The 17898-nt window shown below is 61.8% G+C and carries 17 protein-coding genes and 1 pseudogene; 8 read left to right on the forward strand and 10 right to left on the reverse strand.

Translation table 11 applies throughout. From position 1 onward, the window contains the following. Positions 1–261 (forward strand): annotated as a pseudogene (locus QHC67_RS11330) (IS110 family transposase); the annotation flags it as partial. A gap of 250 nt (positions 262–511) precedes the next feature. On the opposite strand, the gene QHC67_RS11335 reads toward QHC67_RS11330, so the two are convergent. Genes QHC67_RS11335 through QHC67_RS11350 form a run of 4 tightly spaced genes read right to left on the reverse strand, consistent with a single transcriptional unit; the run spans position 512 to position 6037 of the window. Next, positions 512–838 (reverse strand): hypothetical protein, encoded by a 327-nt coding sequence (locus QHC67_RS11335; RefSeq protein ID WP_319294381.1) that lies wholly within the window; start codon positions 836–838, stop codon positions 512–514. Further along, a complete protein-coding gene (locus QHC67_RS11340; RefSeq protein ID WP_319294383.1) occupies positions 835–2493 on the reverse strand; it encodes a cisplatin damage response ATP-dependent DNA ligase in 1659 nt (552 codons plus the stop codon). The genes QHC67_RS11335 and QHC67_RS11340 overlap by 4 nt, the downstream gene beginning before the upstream one ends. After that, positions 2490–3521: a ligase-associated DNA damage response exonuclease gene (locus tag QHC67_RS11345; protein WP_319294385.1), complete on the reverse strand. Its 1032-nt coding sequence runs from the start codon at positions 3519–3521 to the stop codon at positions 2490–2492. Before QHC67_RS11345 ends, QHC67_RS11340 begins: the two co-directional genes overlap by 4 nt. Then, entirely contained in the window at positions 3518–6037 is a 2520-nt protein-coding gene (locus QHC67_RS11350) for a ligase-associated DNA damage response DEXH box helicase (RefSeq protein WP_319294387.1), read from the reverse strand. Before QHC67_RS11350 ends, QHC67_RS11345 begins: the two co-directional genes overlap by 4 nt. Positions 6038–6176: 139 nt before the next feature. On the opposite strand from QHC67_RS11350, the gene QHC67_RS11355 reads away from it, so the two are divergent. From QHC67_RS11355 to QHC67_RS11365, 3 genes are all read left to right on the forward strand, one after another. Next, positions 6177–6821 (forward strand): TetR/AcrR family transcriptional regulator, encoded by a 645-nt coding sequence (locus QHC67_RS11355; protein ID WP_319294389.1) that lies wholly within the window; start codon positions 6177–6179, stop codon positions 6819–6821. Positions 6822–7053: 232 nt separating this feature from the next. After that, positions 7054–7545: a DUF892 family protein gene (locus QHC67_RS11360; protein ID WP_319294391.1), complete on the forward strand. Its 492-nt coding sequence runs from the start codon at positions 7054–7056 to the stop codon at positions 7543–7545. 155 nt (positions 7546–7700) lie between these two features. Next, positions 7701–9029: an FAD-binding domain-containing protein gene (locus tag QHC67_RS11365; protein ID WP_319294393.1), complete on the forward strand. Its 1329-nt coding sequence runs from the start codon at positions 7701–7703 to the stop codon at positions 9027–9029. Here the strand turns inward: QHC67_RS11365 and QHC67_RS11370 are convergent. Together QHC67_RS11370 and QHC67_RS11375 are read right to left on the reverse strand one after the other, a co-directional pair. Further along, on the reverse strand, positions 9026–9682 hold the full coding sequence (locus tag QHC67_RS11370) for a YoaK family protein (RefSeq protein WP_319294395.1): 657 nt from the start codon (positions 9680–9682) through the stop codon (positions 9026–9028). The genes QHC67_RS11365 and QHC67_RS11370 overlap by 4 nt on opposite strands. Before the next feature lie 221 nt (positions 9683–9903). Beyond that, positions 9904–10785 carry an OmpA family protein gene (locus tag QHC67_RS11375; RefSeq protein WP_319294397.1) on the reverse strand — a complete coding sequence of 294 codons (882 nt, stop codon included), beginning with the start codon at positions 10783–10785 and terminating at the stop codon, positions 9904–9906. A 502-nt stretch (positions 10786–11287) separates the two neighbouring features. Between QHC67_RS11375 and yaaA the strand changes: the two genes are divergently transcribed. Together yaaA and QHC67_RS11385 are read left to right on the forward strand one after the other, a co-directional pair. Beyond that, complete coding sequence (gene yaaA / locus QHC67_RS11380) at positions 11288–12040, forward strand: peroxide stress protein YaaA (protein ID WP_319294485.1); 753 nt, start codon at positions 11288–11290, stop codon at positions 12038–12040. Continuing rightward, the gene (locus QHC67_RS11385) at positions 12037–12747 is read left to right on the forward strand and encodes an SDR family NAD(P)-dependent oxidoreductase (RefSeq protein ID WP_319294399.1); all 711 of its coding nucleotides are present in this window, start codon (positions 12037–12039) and stop codon (positions 12745–12747) included. Before yaaA ends, QHC67_RS11385 begins: the two co-directional genes overlap by 4 nt. Before the next feature lie 156 nt (positions 12748–12903). Here the strand turns inward: QHC67_RS11385 and QHC67_RS11390 are convergent, their stop codons facing one another. Further along, positions 12904–13755 (reverse strand): hypothetical protein, encoded by an 852-nt coding sequence (locus QHC67_RS11390; RefSeq protein WP_319294401.1) that lies wholly within the window; start codon positions 13753–13755, stop codon positions 12904–12906. Between the two features lie 93 nt (positions 13756–13848). Further along, on the reverse strand, positions 13849–15096 hold the full coding sequence (locus QHC67_RS11395) for a S8 family serine peptidase (RefSeq protein ID WP_319294403.1): 1248 nt from the start codon (positions 15094–15096) through the stop codon (positions 13849–13851). A 127-nt stretch (positions 15097–15223) separates the two neighbouring features. Between QHC67_RS11395 and QHC67_RS11400 the strand changes: the two genes are divergently transcribed. Beyond that, positions 15224–15712 carry an RNA polymerase sigma factor gene (locus QHC67_RS11400; protein WP_319294405.1) on the forward strand — a complete coding sequence of 163 codons (489 nt, stop codon included), beginning with the start codon at positions 15224–15226 and terminating at the stop codon, positions 15710–15712. Then, positions 15709–16398, forward strand: coding sequence for an anti-sigma factor (locus QHC67_RS11405; protein ID WP_319294407.1), 690 nt, complete (start codon positions 15709–15711; stop codon positions 16396–16398). The genes QHC67_RS11400 and QHC67_RS11405 overlap by 4 nt, the downstream gene beginning before the upstream one ends. Before the next feature lie 118 nt (positions 16399–16516). On the opposite strand, the gene QHC67_RS11410 is transcribed toward QHC67_RS11405, so the two are convergent. Both QHC67_RS11410 and QHC67_RS11415 read right to left on the reverse strand, forming a co-directional pair. Then, entirely contained in the window at positions 16517–17032 is a 516-nt protein-coding gene (locus tag QHC67_RS11410) for a hypothetical protein (protein WP_319294409.1), read from the reverse strand. After that, the gene (locus tag QHC67_RS11415; protein WP_319294411.1) at positions 17029–17817 is read right to left on the reverse strand and encodes a DUF4198 domain-containing protein; all 789 of its coding nucleotides are present in this window, start codon (positions 17815–17817) and stop codon (positions 17029–17031) included. Before QHC67_RS11415 ends, QHC67_RS11410 begins: the two co-directional genes overlap by 4 nt. Between the last annotated feature and the right edge of the window lie 81 nt (positions 17818–17898).

Below are 17898 nucleotides of genomic sequence, written 5' to 3' on the forward strand. Positions count from 1 at the left end.
GGAGGCAAGACACGTCATGGCCGCGTCTCCAAGGCTGGGCAAAGCGACATTCGCCAGCTGCTTATCATGGGCGCAATGTCGCGATTGAACTGGATGGGCCGAAAATCGATCCCAGAAACATCGTGGCTAGCCCGCATGCTGGCGCGCAAGCCACGGCTGCTGGTGGCAATCGCGTTGGCCAACAAGATGGCCCGGATGATCTGGGCGATGTTGACGAAACAGGAAGATTATCGAACCCCGGCAACGGCAATCGCCGCCTGATAGAAAGGCTGCGCAAGGCCCAAGCTGGCAAGGGGGAGTGAGAAGGCGACGACCCGAATGGGCAAAATGATCGAACAGATCTGGATCAGGAAAACCAGTTAAGAGTCCCGAGCTTCGAGCTCGTGAATCAGATTTGGACCTGATCCGCGGATCACCATACCGGCCGGCGGCTTCTGGAAAACGCTGCAATCAAAGGCCTGACAGAAGACCGCGCTCGATCACCTGTTCAACGGTTCAGAAACTTCTTGCCTCACGGGCGGCAACCACAGAGGACTTTTAGGTTGGCCGTCTTGCGATTGTAGTGGGCGACCGGCTTTATGATCGATCGGAGTTCTTCGTCATCGAGCGCGAGAAGCTCCTGGAACGTCGAAACGCGCTTATACAACGGAACTGCCGCACTGACGACTCGCTTGGTGACTGTGACGGTCGACAGGCAGCCCGAAACCAGATGCCGGAACGGCGTTGCGGACAAACCATTGGACATCCAGGGATCATCCATTTCCTCGTAGGTCGGATAGGTGCGTGACAGGATGTCGTAGATCGCGGCGAGGCGGGACGGCGAAACGTGCTCGGTCATACTGCGGCAATCCTCTTCTGGTCGAGCATGGCAGTGAGCGTGTCCAGGCGGTCGGCTTCTATCGACGGCTTGTCCCAGCGTATCCGCGAGATGCGGGGAAAACGCATCGCCACACCCGACTTGTGGCGCTTCGATCGATTCAGGCCTTCGAAGGCGATCTCCAGAACGAGCCCCTGCTCCGCATTGGCGACAACCTCGCGTACCGGACCGAACTTCGATGCAGTGTTCTCACGAACGTATCGATCGAGCTGCCCCAGTTCCTCGTCGGTGAAACCGAAATAGGACTTGCCGACCGGGATCAGCGCGTCGCCGTCCGGACCAGTGTGCCAAACGCCGAAGGTGAAGTCGGAATAGAGCGACGATCGTTTCCCCGAACCGCGCTGCGCATACATCATCACGGCGTCCACGTTGAAGGGATCCCGCTTCCACTTGAACCACGGGCCGCGCGGTCGCCCCGACACATAGGCGGCATCGCGTCGTTTGAGCATCAAACCCTCGATCGCGGGTGCGTCGGTACCAGCTCCAGCAGCCTCGGGATCGGCACGAATGCGGGCGAGGTCGTCCCAGTCAGAAAATGGCACGAGGGGCGACAGCGAGATACGAGGGTCAGCCAGACGGGCAACGAAGGCTTCTAATCGCGCGCGCCGCGCCGTGAAGGGCAGCGGTCGCAGATCCTCGCCAGCCTCAGCAAGGAGATCGTAGGCGCGCAGGTGAATCGGATATTCCGCTACCATCTTCGACGAGACCGTCTTCCGGTTGAGACGCTGTTGGAGGACACCAAAGCTTTCCACCACACCGTCACGGACCACGAGCAACTCCCCGTCCACCGTTGCCGCTCCGAACCGGTCTGTCGCCATGCTGGCCATCAGATCGGGGAACGCCGCCGAGATGTCTTCCCCGGTCCGCGAGTAGAGCCGGGAAAGGCAGGGTTCGTTCCCGCATTGGCCTGATACCGCGTGAACGCGAATGCCATCCCACTTCCATTCCGCGGAAAACTCGGTCGGGTCCAGTGCCGCCGCATCGCGATCAAGGAACGGGTGAGCGAGCATCGGTGGCCGGAAGGGGGCCGGGTTCACCGATGTCAGCGCCGGGCCGACGTTTTCCAGCCACGCGAAAAGGGCGGTGAACGGTGGCGTGAGGCCATGCCATATCTCCTCGATATCGTTGACATCGCGATTGCCGACCTGCGCCAGCGCAGTCTTGGCGAGCCTGGCCGAGACGCCGATCCGCAACGATCCCGTGATGAGCTTGAGCAATGCCCAGCGGCCGATACGGTCGAGTGCGTCGAGCCATTGCGCCAACTGCGCCGGGAAGGCCGCGCGGCTGATCGTCTCCAGCGTCGTCACCACTTCCGAGAGGGACGGTGGACTGCCGCGCTCGGCGGGTTCGGGCCATAGCAAGGCGACGGTCTCGGAGAGGTCGCCGACAAATTCATGGCTGAGATTGAACAGCACCGGATCGACGCGTTCGCGCAGCAGCACCCGGACCAGCTTCGGAGTGGCATGTCGAAATCTTAGCGAACCGGTGAGGGCGGCAAGGGCGTACCCGCGATCCGGATCGGGCTCGGTCGCCAGATAGGTTGCAATGAGCCGGAGCTTCGCGTTGCGGGCCGGCTCGAACGAAAGGCGGTCTAGAAGAGTGGCGAAGGTCTTCATGCTGGACCTTCCACTTCAGGGCCGCCGTCTTCGTCGCCATAGCCGATGATGTCGAGCGGCCGCGCATCCAGCCCTTGCAGGGCCGCCCAGTGAACCAGCGCCTCCGTTTCGCCATGTGTGACCCATAACTCGCTCGCGCCAACGTCCAAAGCGGTGGCGCAGAGCGCTGGCCAGTCGGCATGGTCGGAGATGACGAGCGGAAGTTGTACCCCGACCTGACGCGCTCGCGCACGCACATTCATCCAGCCGGACGCCGTGGCGATCAAGGGATCAGGAAATTGCTCGGCCCATCCATTCTTTAAAGCGCCCGGCGTGCAGATCACGATTTCGCCTGCGAGCGCCTTCGGGCTGGCGTCCGCTATCGGGCGGATGTCGCCCAGGTCGATGCCGCGACGCCCGTAATAGGCCGCAAGCGGCGCAATCGACTCGTGATACCAGACTGGCCGATCGTACCCGGCAACCGCCAGCATGCGCATCACGCGCTGCGCCTTGCCAAGCGCATAGGCCCCCACGACATGCGTGCGTTCAGGAAACATCGCGCGTGATTCCAGCAGTCGAGCCAACTCATCGTCGGGATCGGGGAACGCGAAAACCGGCAGCCCGAAGGTGGCTTCGGTCACATAGGCATCGCAGGTGACCACCTCGAACGGAGTGCAGGTCGGATCGGCCGCGCGCTTGAAGTCCCCGGATACGATGGCTCGAAACCCGTCACGCTCGATCGCGATCTGCGCGGAACCCAGGATGTGCCCGGCCGGATGGAAGCTGACCCGGACATCGCCAACTATGATACGCGCCCCGTAGCGGATCGTCTGGCGATTCCGGCAGAAGGCGGGCCCGAGCCTCAGCTCCATGATATCCAGGGTTTCTTCGGTCGCCATGACTGTTTGATGTCTGCCGCGCGCGTGGTCGCTGTGCGCGTGGGTGACCAGGTTGCGTGGCACGCCTCTGGTCGCGTCAATGTGAAAGTCACCTGGCGGGCAGTAGAGACCGGCCGGGGTCAGGGTGAGGAGATCACTGGTTCGGGTCATGACAGGCGACCTCGGGAGACGCTGCGCGGGCGAGCGGCGCGCTTCGTGGGAATGGAGGCCGGCAACATCGCCGTCATGGCAATCCGTTCCGCAGCTTCGATCAGCATCTCATCTTCGTCCTGCTCGCCTTGCACCTGCTCCGGATTGATCGCGATCATGGCCGGCACGGAGAAGGGTGAGAGACGGTCGAGCGCACGGTGGATGATCCGGCTGTTGATGCGCGCCAGCATATCCATCAGCCGATTGCGGTCGATAAGCGTTCCGGCGACATCATCGTAAGCGCACCGAAGCAGAAGATGATCCGGCTGATACCGACGCAGGACGTCGTAGATCAGGTCCGTGGAGAACGTGACCTGACGCCCGGTCTTCACCAATCCCGGAAGCCGGCGATCGATCAGACCGGCAATCTCGGCACAATCCCGAAAGCTGCGCTTCACCATGAACGTGTCGGCCAGCCAATTCTCCAGGTCGTCGTCGAGGATGTCCGACTTGAGCAACTGGTCGAAATCGACATGGTCCAGCGACCGGCTCGCGGAGATGCAGATGGCATAGTCGCTGATCGTATAGCCGATCGGCGCGATGTTGAGCCGCGCCAGACGCCGCGTCAGCAGGACCGCCAGCGCGCCGTGCGCGAGCACGCCTTCGAAGGGATAGCATATGAGGAAGTGCCGATCCTCGTGCGCGAAAGTTTCGATCAGAAGTTCGTGTGGCGCGGGGATCGCCGATCGCTCCCGCTGCATTTCCAGCCATTCGCGGATGTAGGGGGGGAGCGGCGCGCTATCGGGCTTCTCGATCAGCTGTCGTACGCGTCGTGCGAGCGATGGAGAAATCGGCAGCCGCGTTCCACCCCAGGATGGGCGCTTTGGATTCGGGTCGGAAGCCAGCGTCACCATGGCATCCACCCCCTTGATGCCATTGAACTGCCAGACCCGGCCCGCAAACGAGAACGTATCGCCGACACTCAACTGCTCGAAATAGCTTTCATCCGCCTCACCGATCTTGCGACCGGTGCCGAGCGTCTTCTGTCCGGCGATCCTAACGCTTAATGTGCCGTCGGTGACGATTGCGCCGCTGTTCATCCGGTGCCGCTTTACCACGGCAGGGCCGGTCGCTGCCCAGCGGCCATCGGGTCCGGGCGCAATGCGCCGATATTGTTCGTAGGTGCGCAGCGCATATCCGCCCGTTGCCACGAAATCGACGACGGCTTCCCAGTCTTCCCAAGCCAAATTCCGGAACGGGGCCGCGCCCGTCACCTCATCGTACAGAGCCACCAGGTCGAACGGCTCTGAACAGGCAACACCCATGACGTGCTGCGCAAGAGCATCGAGTGCACCGCTGCGCATCGGTTCGTGATCCAGTTCGCCTTCAGCCACGGCGCCTTGTGCGGCGAAGCACTCCAGTACCTCGAATCTGTTCGCCGGTACGAGCAGTGCCTTGGATGGCTCGTCCATTCGGTGGTTCGAGCGACCGATCCGCTGGATCAGGCGGGAGGCACCCTTGGGCGCAGACAACTGGATGACGAGATCCACGTCACCCCAGTCGATTCCCATGTCCAGTGTCGATGTACAGATGACGGCGCGAAGTTCGCCGCGAACCATCGCTTCCTCGACCTTGCGGCGCTGTTCGACAGATAAGGAGCCGTGGTGGAGCGCGATCGGCAGGGATGCCTCATTCAGCTTCCACAGCTGCTCGAACGCGAATTCCGCCTGCCAGCGACTGTTGACGAAGATGAGTGCGGTTCTGGCCGTCTGGATCGCCGCGTAGACGTCGGGCAGGGCATAGCGCGCGTGATGGCCCGTCCAGGGCGCTTCCGTTTCAGGAACGAGGACGTCGACCTGCGGAGGGACTCCTCCATCCCCCAGGATCAGATCGACGGTGGCCCCATCCGCGCCAGGCGCCAGCCAATCGCGGAGGCGGTCGACATCCTTGATCGTTGCCGACAGCCCCACCCGGCGCGCAGCGGGGGCGAACGACTGGAGGCGTTGAAGGGCCAGGCACAGGAGATCTCCGCGCTTGGACGGGGCAAGCGCATGAATTTCGTCGAGCACGATGCAGCGGAGCGATGCAAACCAATTTCTTGCTCCATCCCAAGCACAGAACAGGGCAAGCTGCTCAGGAGTCGTCAGGAGAATGTCGGGAGGATGGGTCCGCTGTCGGTCCCGGCGCGCGGAACTGGTGTCGCCGGAGCGGCTAGCGATGGTAATGTCGAGACCTATATCGGCAACCGGCGTCTCGAGATTGCGCGCCACATCGACCGCCAGCGCCTTGAGCGGCGAAATGTAGAGGGTGTGAATGCCCCGAACTCGCCGTTCGGCTGGCCGATGGGCGAGGTCGATAAGGCTGGGAAGGAAGCCGGCTAGTGTCTTGCCACCGCCGGTCGGTGCGACGAGCAGGGCATGCCGGTTTTGACGTGCCGACGCGATCATGTCGAGTTGATGCCGACGGGGCGTCCAACCGCGGTCAGCGAACCAGCGTTCGAACTGCTCAGGCAGGCCGCTGCTGTCGAGCTGCACCATCGTCGTGACCTTTGTTCTGCTGGTTCAGTCCGCCGGCCCCGTGCTAGCAGAACAATAAATGTAGGATATCGTCCATTAATTGCAAGGATGATATCGTGCTTTGTTGCAAAGCCATTGGATTGGATTTAGTTGCGCGCCGATGGCTGAGCCTCCCTTCACCGATCGCCCCCGGAGAGGCCGGCCCCGGTCGGAAGATCGCGGCCTGGTGGATGAGCGTGTGCTCGACGCCGCAACGGCGCTGTTCCTGGAACAGGGTTTCGGGCGAACGACGCTGGACCAGGTTTCGGAACGATCGCGGACGGGAAAATCGACGCTTTACGGGCGCTATGCTAACAAGGAAGAGTTGTTCGCGGCTGTCGTGAAGCGGTCAATCGATGCAATGTTCGACGACCTGAAGGCGGCCCCAGTCCAAGGCAGCGTCGAAAGCAGACTGCGTCACATCGGTCACGAACTGGCCCGCGTGATGCTGGACGCGAGGTGCGTCGCGCTCATGCGGATCACTGCGGCAGAAGCCGGCAAGTTTCCGGCGTTGGCAACTCTCGGATATCAGATGAGCTTCGATGGTACAGCGCGCTTCGTCGCAGACGCGATCATCGGTCCGAACCGAACCACTTCGATTGCGAGCGTCTTGCCGACCGCCTGCCGCTTTGTCGAACTTGCACTCCAGCCGATCAGCTTTCAAGCAACCTTCGGCGTTGATCCTCAATTGCTGAAAGACCAAGTCAGCCGCCATATCGAAGAAGCGATTGTCCTCTTGACGGCGACCGGCCTGCTTAAAGGCTGAGGCTACGGGCTCGCGACGACAGCGCGACGCCTGCTTTTTGGCATTTGTCTCAGCCTGTGGAACAATGATCGCCCCGATGCGTCTTTAATGGACGATATCCTCCTTTATGGATGGAGGCGATCGCTCTACATCAATCAACTTCTCGTTAGCTACGCTACCGCTTCTCTCTGCTTGCACGTTGTGCAGGTTTCTTCGGTCTGCGCAGCTGTCGATGACAAACCGAGGACAGCTAATGTCAAAAGCAGCTTACATGGACTGGTACAAGGCAGGTTCCCACGCCGTTCGATCGGCTTGCGAGCAGGGCGTCGCGGCTGCATCGAAGGCGGAACGGTCCTTCAGCGACACTGACGCGAAGGCGCTGGCGGCTGATGGCAAAGCGCTGCTGGAGCAGCACGAGGCCGCGTTCGTCGGCTTCCTTAACGACATTGGCGAGCAACCGAACGGTTTTGTCGATCAGATCATGAAGGGCATCGGGGAGGGCGTCGCCTTGTCACTGGAGGCAGCCGAAGAGCCCCAGATCGTCGACGTTGCGCTGTTGACCGGCGAGCAGACGGGACTCCATTACTTCATTGCTGCCTATGGCGCACAAGGCGCGGCGGCCGAAGCGCTTGGGATGCCGGCTCACGCCGAACGGCTCAGGCAGATGATCGGCGAGTGCTACGCGCTCGACCGTCGCTACACCGAAGTCGCCAAGGCCAGCGTCAATCGAGCCGCTGCTGCCTGAACGCCTTCGTACAGGAGTTTGCCAGCTGAAGCTGTCGGTCCCGACGCTCGTCGGGCCGGCAGCTTGCTGCATCCAACGCCAGTTCGCGTGGTCAAGCCGAATTGAGGAAGTTGCCGACTATGCCACCCTTCCCGCCTGGAAAAAGACTACTCCTTTTGGCGGAAGATCTGCGCCTGGAAGACAATCTCGCATTTGCCATGGCGTCCAAATGCGCCGACGATGGTCTGGCTGTCGTTCGGATCGCGCCGGAAGCGCGCGGCCGGCCACGCCGGACGCCGCTAAGGCTGGAGCTGGAAGACGCTGCCGAGCGTCGCATAGGCAAGCAACTGGGCGCTCTAGGCATTGCGTTCGAGCTGGTGGGTCCCGAGAACATCATGTCGCTTGCGGCGACCTGTCGTCGATTGCAATGCACTTCCGTCATCCGAAATGCCGCCGACGGCATGGCGATCGAGAACGGCTATCGGATCGCGTGGGAGCAGGAACTGCAATCCGCGAACATTCCGTTTTTGACGGTCAATGGCGAGATGATCCGCCGCTTAGGTCCGGGTGGCGCAAAACCGGATCGCCCGTTCCTATCGGACGACCGGCTCGTCGAGTCCGACAAGTTGCCCGAAGATCATCCCATCCTGCTGCTCAGGGCTTTCTTGCAGGAGCTTCCGGAACGCAATTACCTTGCCGACATGTGGACACCGGGCCGGGACCGCGCCAGTTCCAGTCTGCTTTCTACTCATTTTGCCGCCGGAACGCTTTCGAGTGACCGTGCGATATGGGAAACGGTCAAGGCTGAACGGCTCTGGAAAGCCGCTAACCCTGATCGCTCACGTTCGACGGAGGGCGCATCCTTCCGGCATTTCCGCAGCAGGATCGGAATGAGAACGGGATTCATGACCTTATTCTCTCGGTACCAGGACAAGACGCCCCATATTGCCTTCAATGACGCGCAAGAGGGCCGGGTACGCGCGTGGCGAGAAGGGCGCACCGGCATTCCGATGCCGGACGCTGCAATGCGCGAACTTGCTACCACCGGATGGATCAATTTTCGCTTGCGTCAACTGGTCACCTCATATGGGGTCCAACTGCTTCAGCTTCCCGCCGCTGAGGTGGGCGGCGCGCTTGCGGAGATGTTCAACGACTATGAGCCTGGCATCACCTGGCTGCAAGTTGGCTTGAACGATGGCACTATCATGCAGGATCGCGGACCGAGAATTCTCAATCCAGTAAAGCAAGGGCACGACCTCGACCCATCCGAGACTTACATCAGGCATTGGCTGCCCGAACTGGAAACGGTTCCGGCCGGCTTTGGACATGAGCCGTGGCTGTGGCTCAAGAATCCGTTGCCTGCTCCGATGGTCGACCACAAGGCGGCCTACCGGGAGGCACGTCGCAGATGGGGCGGCAAAGACCAAGCTCTCGTGCCCCGCGGAGAGGTAACGCGCACTCACGGTCTTCCTAGCTCGGCAGGGGCCACGACGCCTATTGGTTAAGCGGACATCGGCCCATCGCCATCGGGACCGATTTTCGCGGCGCTTAGGACGAGCACGGCAGCGGCGCCCGCCGCGATCCACAGACCGCCGAGGCCTAGATACGGATGGACCAAGGCGCCTGCCACGCTGCCAGCAACCAGACCGAGCCAGAGCAGCAGGTAGGGCGCCCACGCCATCCGTTCCCCTCCGAGCAGCGCCGCCGTGATCCGCTGGCCGAGCTTGACTAGCGTGCCGGTCATATAGGTCAGGCCGATATGGACCTCGCCATCACTTTCGAAAATGGCATTCTCCGCACCCATCGCCAGACCGGCCGCAACGATAGCGGCGTGAGGAAATCCGGCAGAAGCGCAAGCGGCCGCCACCGTTAGGAGCATCGTGACCAGCGCGAGCACCGCCGGACGGCGATGAGGTCCAGCGATATGCCCAGTAAACGATCCGGCAATTACGCCTACCAGGAACGTGCCTATCAGCCCGATAGCTATGACCGCGACAGTCGAGCCTTGTGCGAGCCCGACGCCGAGCCGGGTAGAATTACCGCTCATGAAGGAGACGAAGAAGCCGCCCAGCGAGAGGAAGCCGATTGCATCGACATATCCCGCCAGGGCAGAAAGGCAGGTGGCCAGCGCACGGCTGCGTTTGTCATAGCGGTTCATTGTCGAACCATAGCGCGGCTGGACGACGGCGGCGAAAGAAACAAGGCGAGCCGGCAGTTCGTCTGGAAAACGCGGGCAAATTTTTGCAGCACAAGGATGGAGGCTTGGCGGCGCCATTCCACCACCGTGAGTCCTCCAAAGCTGTACCGCACCGGTGTTTAGGCGTGCATTGATTTGCGTCCAAAAAGCTGGGGCGGGCCGATTACCCGCCCCTAGCAATCTTACAAGCCGTCAAGGCCTTTGCTGACTAGGACGTTCACCGCCACGCGGCGGTTCTGCGCCTTGCCTTCTTCCGTATTGTTGTCCGCCAGCGGGTCCGCCTGGGACATGCCGGTTGGAGTCAGCATGCGATAAGGCTTCCAGCCACAGGCCTGCTGGAGGTAATTGACCACGCCACCCGCACGCTTCTCGCTAAGCGTCTGGTTGAATTCAGGGGTTCCCGTGGAATCGGTGTAGCCCACCACGAGCAGAAGGGCATTGTCCATGCTCTGTGCCGCGGTGGCTGTCGCACAGAGCTCGTTCTTGGCCTGCAACGACAGGGCTGCCTTGCCTGTGTCGAAGTTCACGTTGGTCGTGCTCTTGATGTTGTACTGGTCGATGTCGCCCATGCGACCACGCAGCGCCTCGGTGGCCGCGGTCTGTTCAGCAAAGCGCTGGTCAGTACCGTTGTGGATCATCGTGGCAGTCTTGAGATCCTTGCCGGTCAGCTTGAGGTGACTTGCCAGAAGGGTATCCCCCGACCGCAACGTCCTTACGGTCACCGGCAGGCCGTTGAGCAGCGAGGTCGCCGCAAGCTTGTCGCTGTTGAGACCGAAAAGCCCCTTGCTGGCGGTGATGCGCGTGGAATCATCGATAGTGATAATCGATTTCGTACCGTCGGCGGCGGTGACTTGCAGCCTGTTACCGCTGCGCGCGGAGATGATGCCCTCTATGTCGGGCCCTTTGGACATTTCGGACCGTTCCGGGGGGCTCGTGTCAGACACGTCGACCGAGAGCGGTGCCTCGGCTGGCTCCTGCGTTTGGGCTGACGCGCTGGCGAAGCTTCCGCCGGCCAGCGTGGCAACCAGGAAAAGAAGTTTGGGACTGTTAGAAATGAAACTCATTGGCTACTCCTTAAAAAGTCGATCAGTCAGGCGTGCGGATCGCAGCGTCGCGTGCGGCCGTCGGCGCCGATGGTGTCTTCGGTTGTCAGCACCCCTCCGTTTCCTCGCGTAAGCTGTGCAGCCTGATGCTGCTTTGACGCTTTGGATGTTCTGCGTGTTTCGATTTACCTGTCCGGCACATGAACGACAGATAATTAAGGTGGTATTGTCGGTAACTCGGGCACGAAGTGCTACAAACCGATGCAAAGCTCTGCAACCAAGCGAACCGCCACCCGAACGGCTCGATCTGGTCGGCAGCGTCTGAGGCACAAAAATGCTCACCAGCGGTGGCAATCTTACCTTCAACTTCCGGAACCCTTCAGCCTGCAACTGCAAAAAATCGGCCACATGCTTTAGACTTCCTTGAACGTCACAAGGGGCATGCTGAACCGTGCCAGCAGCGGACGGACATCATCATGTCAGCTATTTGACGCATGCGCCAGCGGACGCTACCGCCGCGGCGATGATCGCTCTGCTGTCCCCTGCAAAAACGCTCGATTTCGAACGCCCGCTGCCGCCGCTTGATGCTTCGAGACCGCATTTCGCAACAGAAGCGTGCAGCCTCGCACGATCGGCGGCGAACCTCACGCAGAAGCGGCTGTCGGAGCTGATGCACATTTCTCCGCGCCTCGCCAAGCTCAACGCCGATCGCTTTCGCGACTTCGCCTCTCTGCCTGAACGGCCGGCGCTATTCGCTTTTGCAGGTGACGTTTACACCGGCTTTGAGGTGGATACGTTGGACGCGGCGGGCGTGACGTTCGCGCAAGACCACGTGCGGATACTCTCTGGCCTTTACGGTCTGCTCAGACCGCTCGACGCCATTCGGCCCTACCGACTTGAGATGGGCACGCGCTGGGCGCCACGCCGCAAGTCTCTGACCGACTGGTGGGAAGACCGAATCGCGCAACTGCTACTTGGGCAGCTTGCGGAAGAGGGATCGGGCATCATTCTCAACCTCGCCAGCCAGGAATATTTCGCTGCCGTCAAAGGAAAGCTCGCGGGCGCGCGGGTGATCGACGTGGAGTTTCGCGAGCCTGGCCCGAACGGCCCGCGGTTCGTGAGCTTCAACGCCAAACGCGCACGTGGTATGATGGCGCGCTGGCTGTGCGAACATCACATCACTGATGTGGAGGCGATGCGTGGCTTCGACAGCGATGGATACCTTTTCGACCGGAAAGAAAGCGAGCCCGACCGCTGGCGGTTCACTCGCCAATGAACGCCGCAGGCAGAGCTTCCGCAGTTATCATCGGTGCTTCCGGTGGCATTGGCAGAGCTTTGGAAGCTGCTTTGGTCGAAGAGGGCGCATTCGAGGTCGTTCATGGCTTCGCGCGGTCACGGACCGGCGCGCTGCATATCGACTTGCTGGACGAGATGAGCATCGCCGCTGCCGCGGCGCATGTTGCGAAAGGTCCGGCGCCAACCTTGGTGATGGTCGCCACCGGCCTGCTACATTCCGGAGAATACGGCCCTGAAAAGGCGCTATGCGATCTGGACGCAGATTGGCTGGCCCAGCTTTACGCTGTTAATGCGATCGGACCCGCTCTCGTCGCCAAGCATTTCCTGCCGATCATGCCAAAGACGGGGCGCGTGGTGTTTGCTGCGCTGTCGGCACGCGTCGGATCGATCAGTGACAATCGATCAGGCGGCTGGCATGGCTATCGTGCGTCGAAGGCAGCGCTCAATATGCTGGTCCGCACCCTTGCCATTGAGGAACGCCGTCGTAATGACCGCGCCATTGTGGTGACACTTCATCCCGGCACGGTCGACACGGCCCTGTCTCGCCCGTTCCAAGGCAATGTTCAGGCGGGACGGCTGTTCAATGCAGATCGCGCTGCCTTACAGTTACTGGACGTTGTCGAGGGGTTGAAGGCCATCGATAGCGGTAAGCTGTTCGACTTCCAAGGCGAGGAAGTTCCCTTCTGAAGCCAGACGAGGATGCTGATGCCATATCGGACAACCTGCTCCTGGGACGCACAGGCCGACTGCTGAATGGCTGCAAGGATCGACACTCGCCGGTCCGTGTACGGACTCGGCGGGCGTCTTTCCATTCCCACATCAATGAACATTGGCCAGCAATACTTACTCAGGGTCAGCTATTGGCTCCTGGCCCTTCGCTTCCTTCTTCACTTCGCCCTTCGTCATGGTGGACGTAAGGACGTTGCCGGACGCCGTGAAGTTGGAAGCGGGCAGGGAAGCAACGCGGTCCCCCGTCCGCACCAGCACTCGATCAATCACTCCATCGGCACGCGTGCGGGTGGACTGGACGGTGCCGATCGCGTGACCGCTTGCGTCCTCGACGATCATGCCTGGGCTAATGGCGAACATGCCAGCACCATTGGCCGCGCCTGTTCCTGACGCCGTGCCCGAACCGCTTGCGTTCCCAGCGCCCGTTACAGAGGACGCAGTTGCGCCCAGTGCCGCACCGCGGGCCATCCCGGCTGCGTCGGCTGCGTCGGCTGCGCGATCGCGCGCGTTTGACGAAACGCCGCCAGCGCGGTCCCGTGCCGTACCGGCAGCGCCGGCTACAGCGTTACGCGTCGTGCCAACGGCACTTCGAACGTCGTCGGTGCCGAGGGTGTCGGCCGTGACGCTCCCGCTGCCTGACCCTGTTGCGTTGCCGCCCAGCGCGCCATCAACATTGCGGCCAAGCGCACTGCCGGAGCCGGTTGCTGATCCTGCGGCGCTGCCCGAGCCCGATCCGCCGGCCGACACGCGGCCCGAGCGCCTATCGACGCTGCGATCCAGCGATCCAGAACCCGAAAGATCGCCTCCAAGAGACCCGCTTCCCGTGCTCCGGCCGAGTCCGCCCAGCGTACCGCCAAGGCCGCCGCCCCCCATCAGCCCACCGCTTCCGCCGAGCAGTTGCGCGGACGCAGGAACAGTTGAGAGCATCAGTCCGAGCCCAAGCGCCGAAATCATATTGGCTTTCATGTCACATCTCCTTTGTCGAGGTCTGACAAGGAAACGGAGCGCGAGGTGGATTTAATCCCGTCGGGCGAAAGAGGCGTCGTAAGTACCTATAAATTATAATCTATTTCTGCACTTCCCGCAAATGAGGCCGCGTCCAAAGACGGTGTCGGGTCCTTTTGCGCCAAGATCAATCGCCTCGGCGTCGAGCGCGCTCAGCGGCTTGGGAACATTACGCAACTGATAGAGCCTTCCAGCGACTAGCGGCGCGGCAAAGGATGTGCCCCTTACGCGCATGACGCCCCCGGTTGCGCGGGCTGCGCGCATGTCCGCGCCGGGCGCCGCATAATCGAGATGCTTGGGTCGACCCGCCTCGATCAACACGCGATTGCGTCCATCTACGCCCGTCACGGCGATCACACCCAGGTAAGAGGCGGGGTAAGGGGGTGGTGCTGCGGGGCCATCGTTGCCCACTGCCGCAACGATGCGCATGCCGCGCGAGAGTGCCTGATCGACCGCTCGACCGAGCAACGGGTTGGCAGGACCTACCAGACTGACGGTCACGATAGACACCCGCCGGCTGGCCATCCAGCCGAGCGCCCGTGCAATCGCAAGTGCGCCGCCACCGGCTTTATCGTTGCCGTAGATGTCGGCGACCAGCAACGGCGCGCCCGGCGCCGAGCCTGTAGTTTCGCCCTTCCCGACGATCAGTGACGCGACCGCAGTACCGTGGCTGCTCGGCATGGGCGCACCCTTTGCAAAGCCGCGCTGCTCGATCCTTCCCGAAAGCACGGGATGCGCCGCCACGCCGCCGTCGATCAGGCCGATAGCCCCGATTCCTGCGGGGCCCGCACCAGCAAGTTTGCCATTATTTGCCGGAGTGAGGCCACTCGCGAAGTAGACCGTGTCTGCACTGACTTCCGCACCGGGCGCGAGCTTGCGGATGTGCTGCATCGCTTTGCTCAAGTCAGTGCCTGCTGGTAAGGTCACTCGCGCAAAGGCGATATCAAGTCCCTCGATGCTGTCCTGCTCGACTCCATAGCCCGCACTCCGGATAGCAGAAATCGCTTCATCGGGTGCGCCAGCGACGAGCACGATACCCCGCACGGACGGGTTGCCACGATCGTCGAACGCTATCGCTTCCCGATTCTGGCGCACAAAGGCGCTGAGGCGGTCGATCCGCGCCGCAGCCAAGTCCCGCGCCGCCTGCACTGGCGAGATCCGCTCCAGCGGAACGAGATCGGTGAGGCCATCGATGACGCCGCCGACACCCTGACGCAAGGCACTGCCAAGCCCCTGCTGTGCAGCGGCCCAGCCCGGCACAAGCAAGGCCAGCAGCAGGATCGGGAAATGGTGGCGGTGCATCGAATATCCTTAGGCTAGGCGAAAAAGCGGCGCTACACCGGCGATGCAGAAATAATTCTCCACATTGGGATGAAACGGCTGACGGCACACGTTTCATCCCTGACAATGATATTGGACGCATGCCGCAATGGCCTTTGAAGGCGAACTGCTTGCACTGGTGCCCCGCCTGCGCCGCTTTGCCGCGAGCCTGTCGCGCAATTCGGCCGATGGTGATGACCTGTGCCAGGCAGCGCTCGAGCGCGCTTTGAAATCGCGTGAGCAATGGCAGGAAGGCACGCGCCTGGATAGTTGGATGTACCGGATCATGCGCAACCTGTGGATTGATGAAGCCCGCGCGCGGCGACGCGCCGCCCAGACTTTTGCGCCGGAAGAAGCGGGAACAGGCATCGGCCATGCGGGCGACCGCGATATCGAGGACGCGATCGGCGTTTCCGACGTCGGGCGTGCGATGGCGAGGCTTCCCGCAGAACAACGGGAGGTCATCGCGCTGGTGCTGGTGGAGGGCCTTGCCTACAAGGAAGCGGCGGCCGTGCTCGACATTCCAATGGGAACGCTGACATCACGACTGGTGCGTGGTCGCACCGCCCTGCTTGAATTGATGGGAGAAGCGGCATGACCGCGATCAGCGAAGAAATGCTGCTGGCCTATGCCGACGGAGAACTGGATGAAGTGAGCAGGCGCCGGGTGGAAGCCTCCCTAGCGCGGGATCAAGCTCTCGCTGCCCGACTGGCAGCACATCGCAGTCTCACGGCCAAGCTGGTCGAGAGCTATGCGCCACTGGCAGAAGCGCCCGTGCCCGACCGGTTTGCAGCACTGCTGACCCAGCCTCAAAAAATCGCATCGAAACCATTCGCCCGCCGCCCGTTCGCGTGGTCTGGCCTTGCGATCGCCGCCAGTCTGGCGTTCGGCGTGTTTGTCGGTCAGGAACTGGGGAACAAGGCCGCACCTTTGAGCGTGCAGCGCGGTCAGCTCGTGGCGCAGGGGGCACTCAAGGAGGCGCTCGACACACAGCTCGCTTCAAACCAGCCCACGGATGCGGCGACACGGATCGGCCTGACTTTCCGTGCCAAGGATGGTCGTTGGTGTCGCAGTTTCGATGGGCGAGATGTCGCGGGCGTGGCATGCCGTGCGGGTACTGACTGGCGTCTGGAGCAAGTGCTTCCTGGCCGCGTCTCACAGGCTGAATTCCGTCAGGCATCGTCGGAAGACGAACGGATATCGGCGACAGTGGAAGCACTGATGGCCGATCAACCGGCTGATGCAAGGGCAGAAAAAATGGGACTGGACGACGACTGGAAGTAAATGCCTCCGGCGACCCAGAGCAAGCGATCGGCCGGCATCACGACGCCCCTTTCGCGGCTCGGGAAGCGGACGGTCCCATGGTGGAGGTCCAAAATTCACCGGCGGACGGTCACCCGGTTCATTTGGCCGCCCTTTCACGGGCCGCCAGCTGGCGGGCCGCGGTTGCCGCGGCATCGACCGGGGTTACTGTGCCGTCCCTGTCATCGTCCTGCTCGGCAAAGGCGCGAGCGCCTGAGGCGTCGTATTCGGCCTGCACTATCTTGGCGTTCTTGTCCTTGTCGAGAACACCAAAGCGGACATGGGCTTGACGGATCTGGCGCTGGCGCTCTTCGACCTTCTTTTCCTCGGTCAGTTCAGAGACAGCGAGTTGCTGTTCCAGCCTTCCGCTGTATTCCCCAACATACTCATCCTCCGAAAGCCAGCCGTCGTGGTTGGCGTCGGTGGTTTTGAAGCGGTCTGCGCGGACTGCGTCGAATTCGGCGCGCGCAACCTTGCCGTCATGATCGGTGTCATAATCGTGGATGAACGCGCTACCTTCATGCGGTGCAGCCAGTGCGGAGCCAGCGACGGTCAGCAGGACGAAAGTCAAAGCGTATTTCATGTTCTTCTCCAAGTGAGGCGCGCGCTGCGTCATGCTGCGTCGAAAGTGAGTGTGTAAGTGTAACTGCGATAGGGCGTCTCGGAGCCCGCGGGGGCGGCGCCGCGATGGCGCACAAGTATCAGGTAAGTGCCTGCATCTTGTGGTCTCACGCTGAACTTGCCGCTGCCGTCGCTTTTGACTTGGGCGGCAACTTTTCGTCCATCATACAGGCCCGCGCTGCGGAATAAGGTGATGTCGGTATCGGCGAGCGGCTTACCATCGAACAGCAGTAGGAAGGCGGCATCGGACCCCGCCGAAATGCCGTTGGGATGCGTGAGCGCCTGGATTTCCAGCGCCCGGCCGATGGGCCTTAAGGCTCCTGCCGTAGCCCGGCCGCGAGTCACATAAGCGTCTGCCAGCGTCATGCTCTGGACATCGACCTGCTGCGCGTTGGCCGGCGGCGCACCGTCTTCGCCGCGGATCTCCCACTTGTCGCCCAACTTGAACATCTTGCCCTTCCGCCCGGCGCGCTGGCCGGATGTGAGGCGATAGGTGCCATCGGCAGGGAGGCTCGCTTCGAACACCGTCAAGTCGCGCAGATGCGTGACTGGTCCGGTAGGCAGGTCATTCCCATCCGGACCGACGAGATGGAACGGTGCGTCGCGCATCGCGACCTCTGGCAGGAAGGCATCTTCGGCAAAGGCTGACTGGACAGTGATGTGATCGCTTTTACCAACATCGAAAACGGTCGGCAGCACATAGGGCATGTGCGCTTGAACAGCGGGTGCGCTGAACATCGCGAGCAGAACGGCGGCTGTATGAATCGGATGAAGTTTCACGAACGATCCCCTTGTTGTTACGCTCCCGTATAAAGCTATTGAGAATCACTTGCAATCTAATTTTTCGACGTTAGGTGCAGA

Source organism: Sphingobium sp., from assembly GCF_033795625.1.
Lineage (GTDB): Bacteria > Pseudomonadota > Alphaproteobacteria > Sphingomonadales > Sphingomonadaceae > Sphingobium.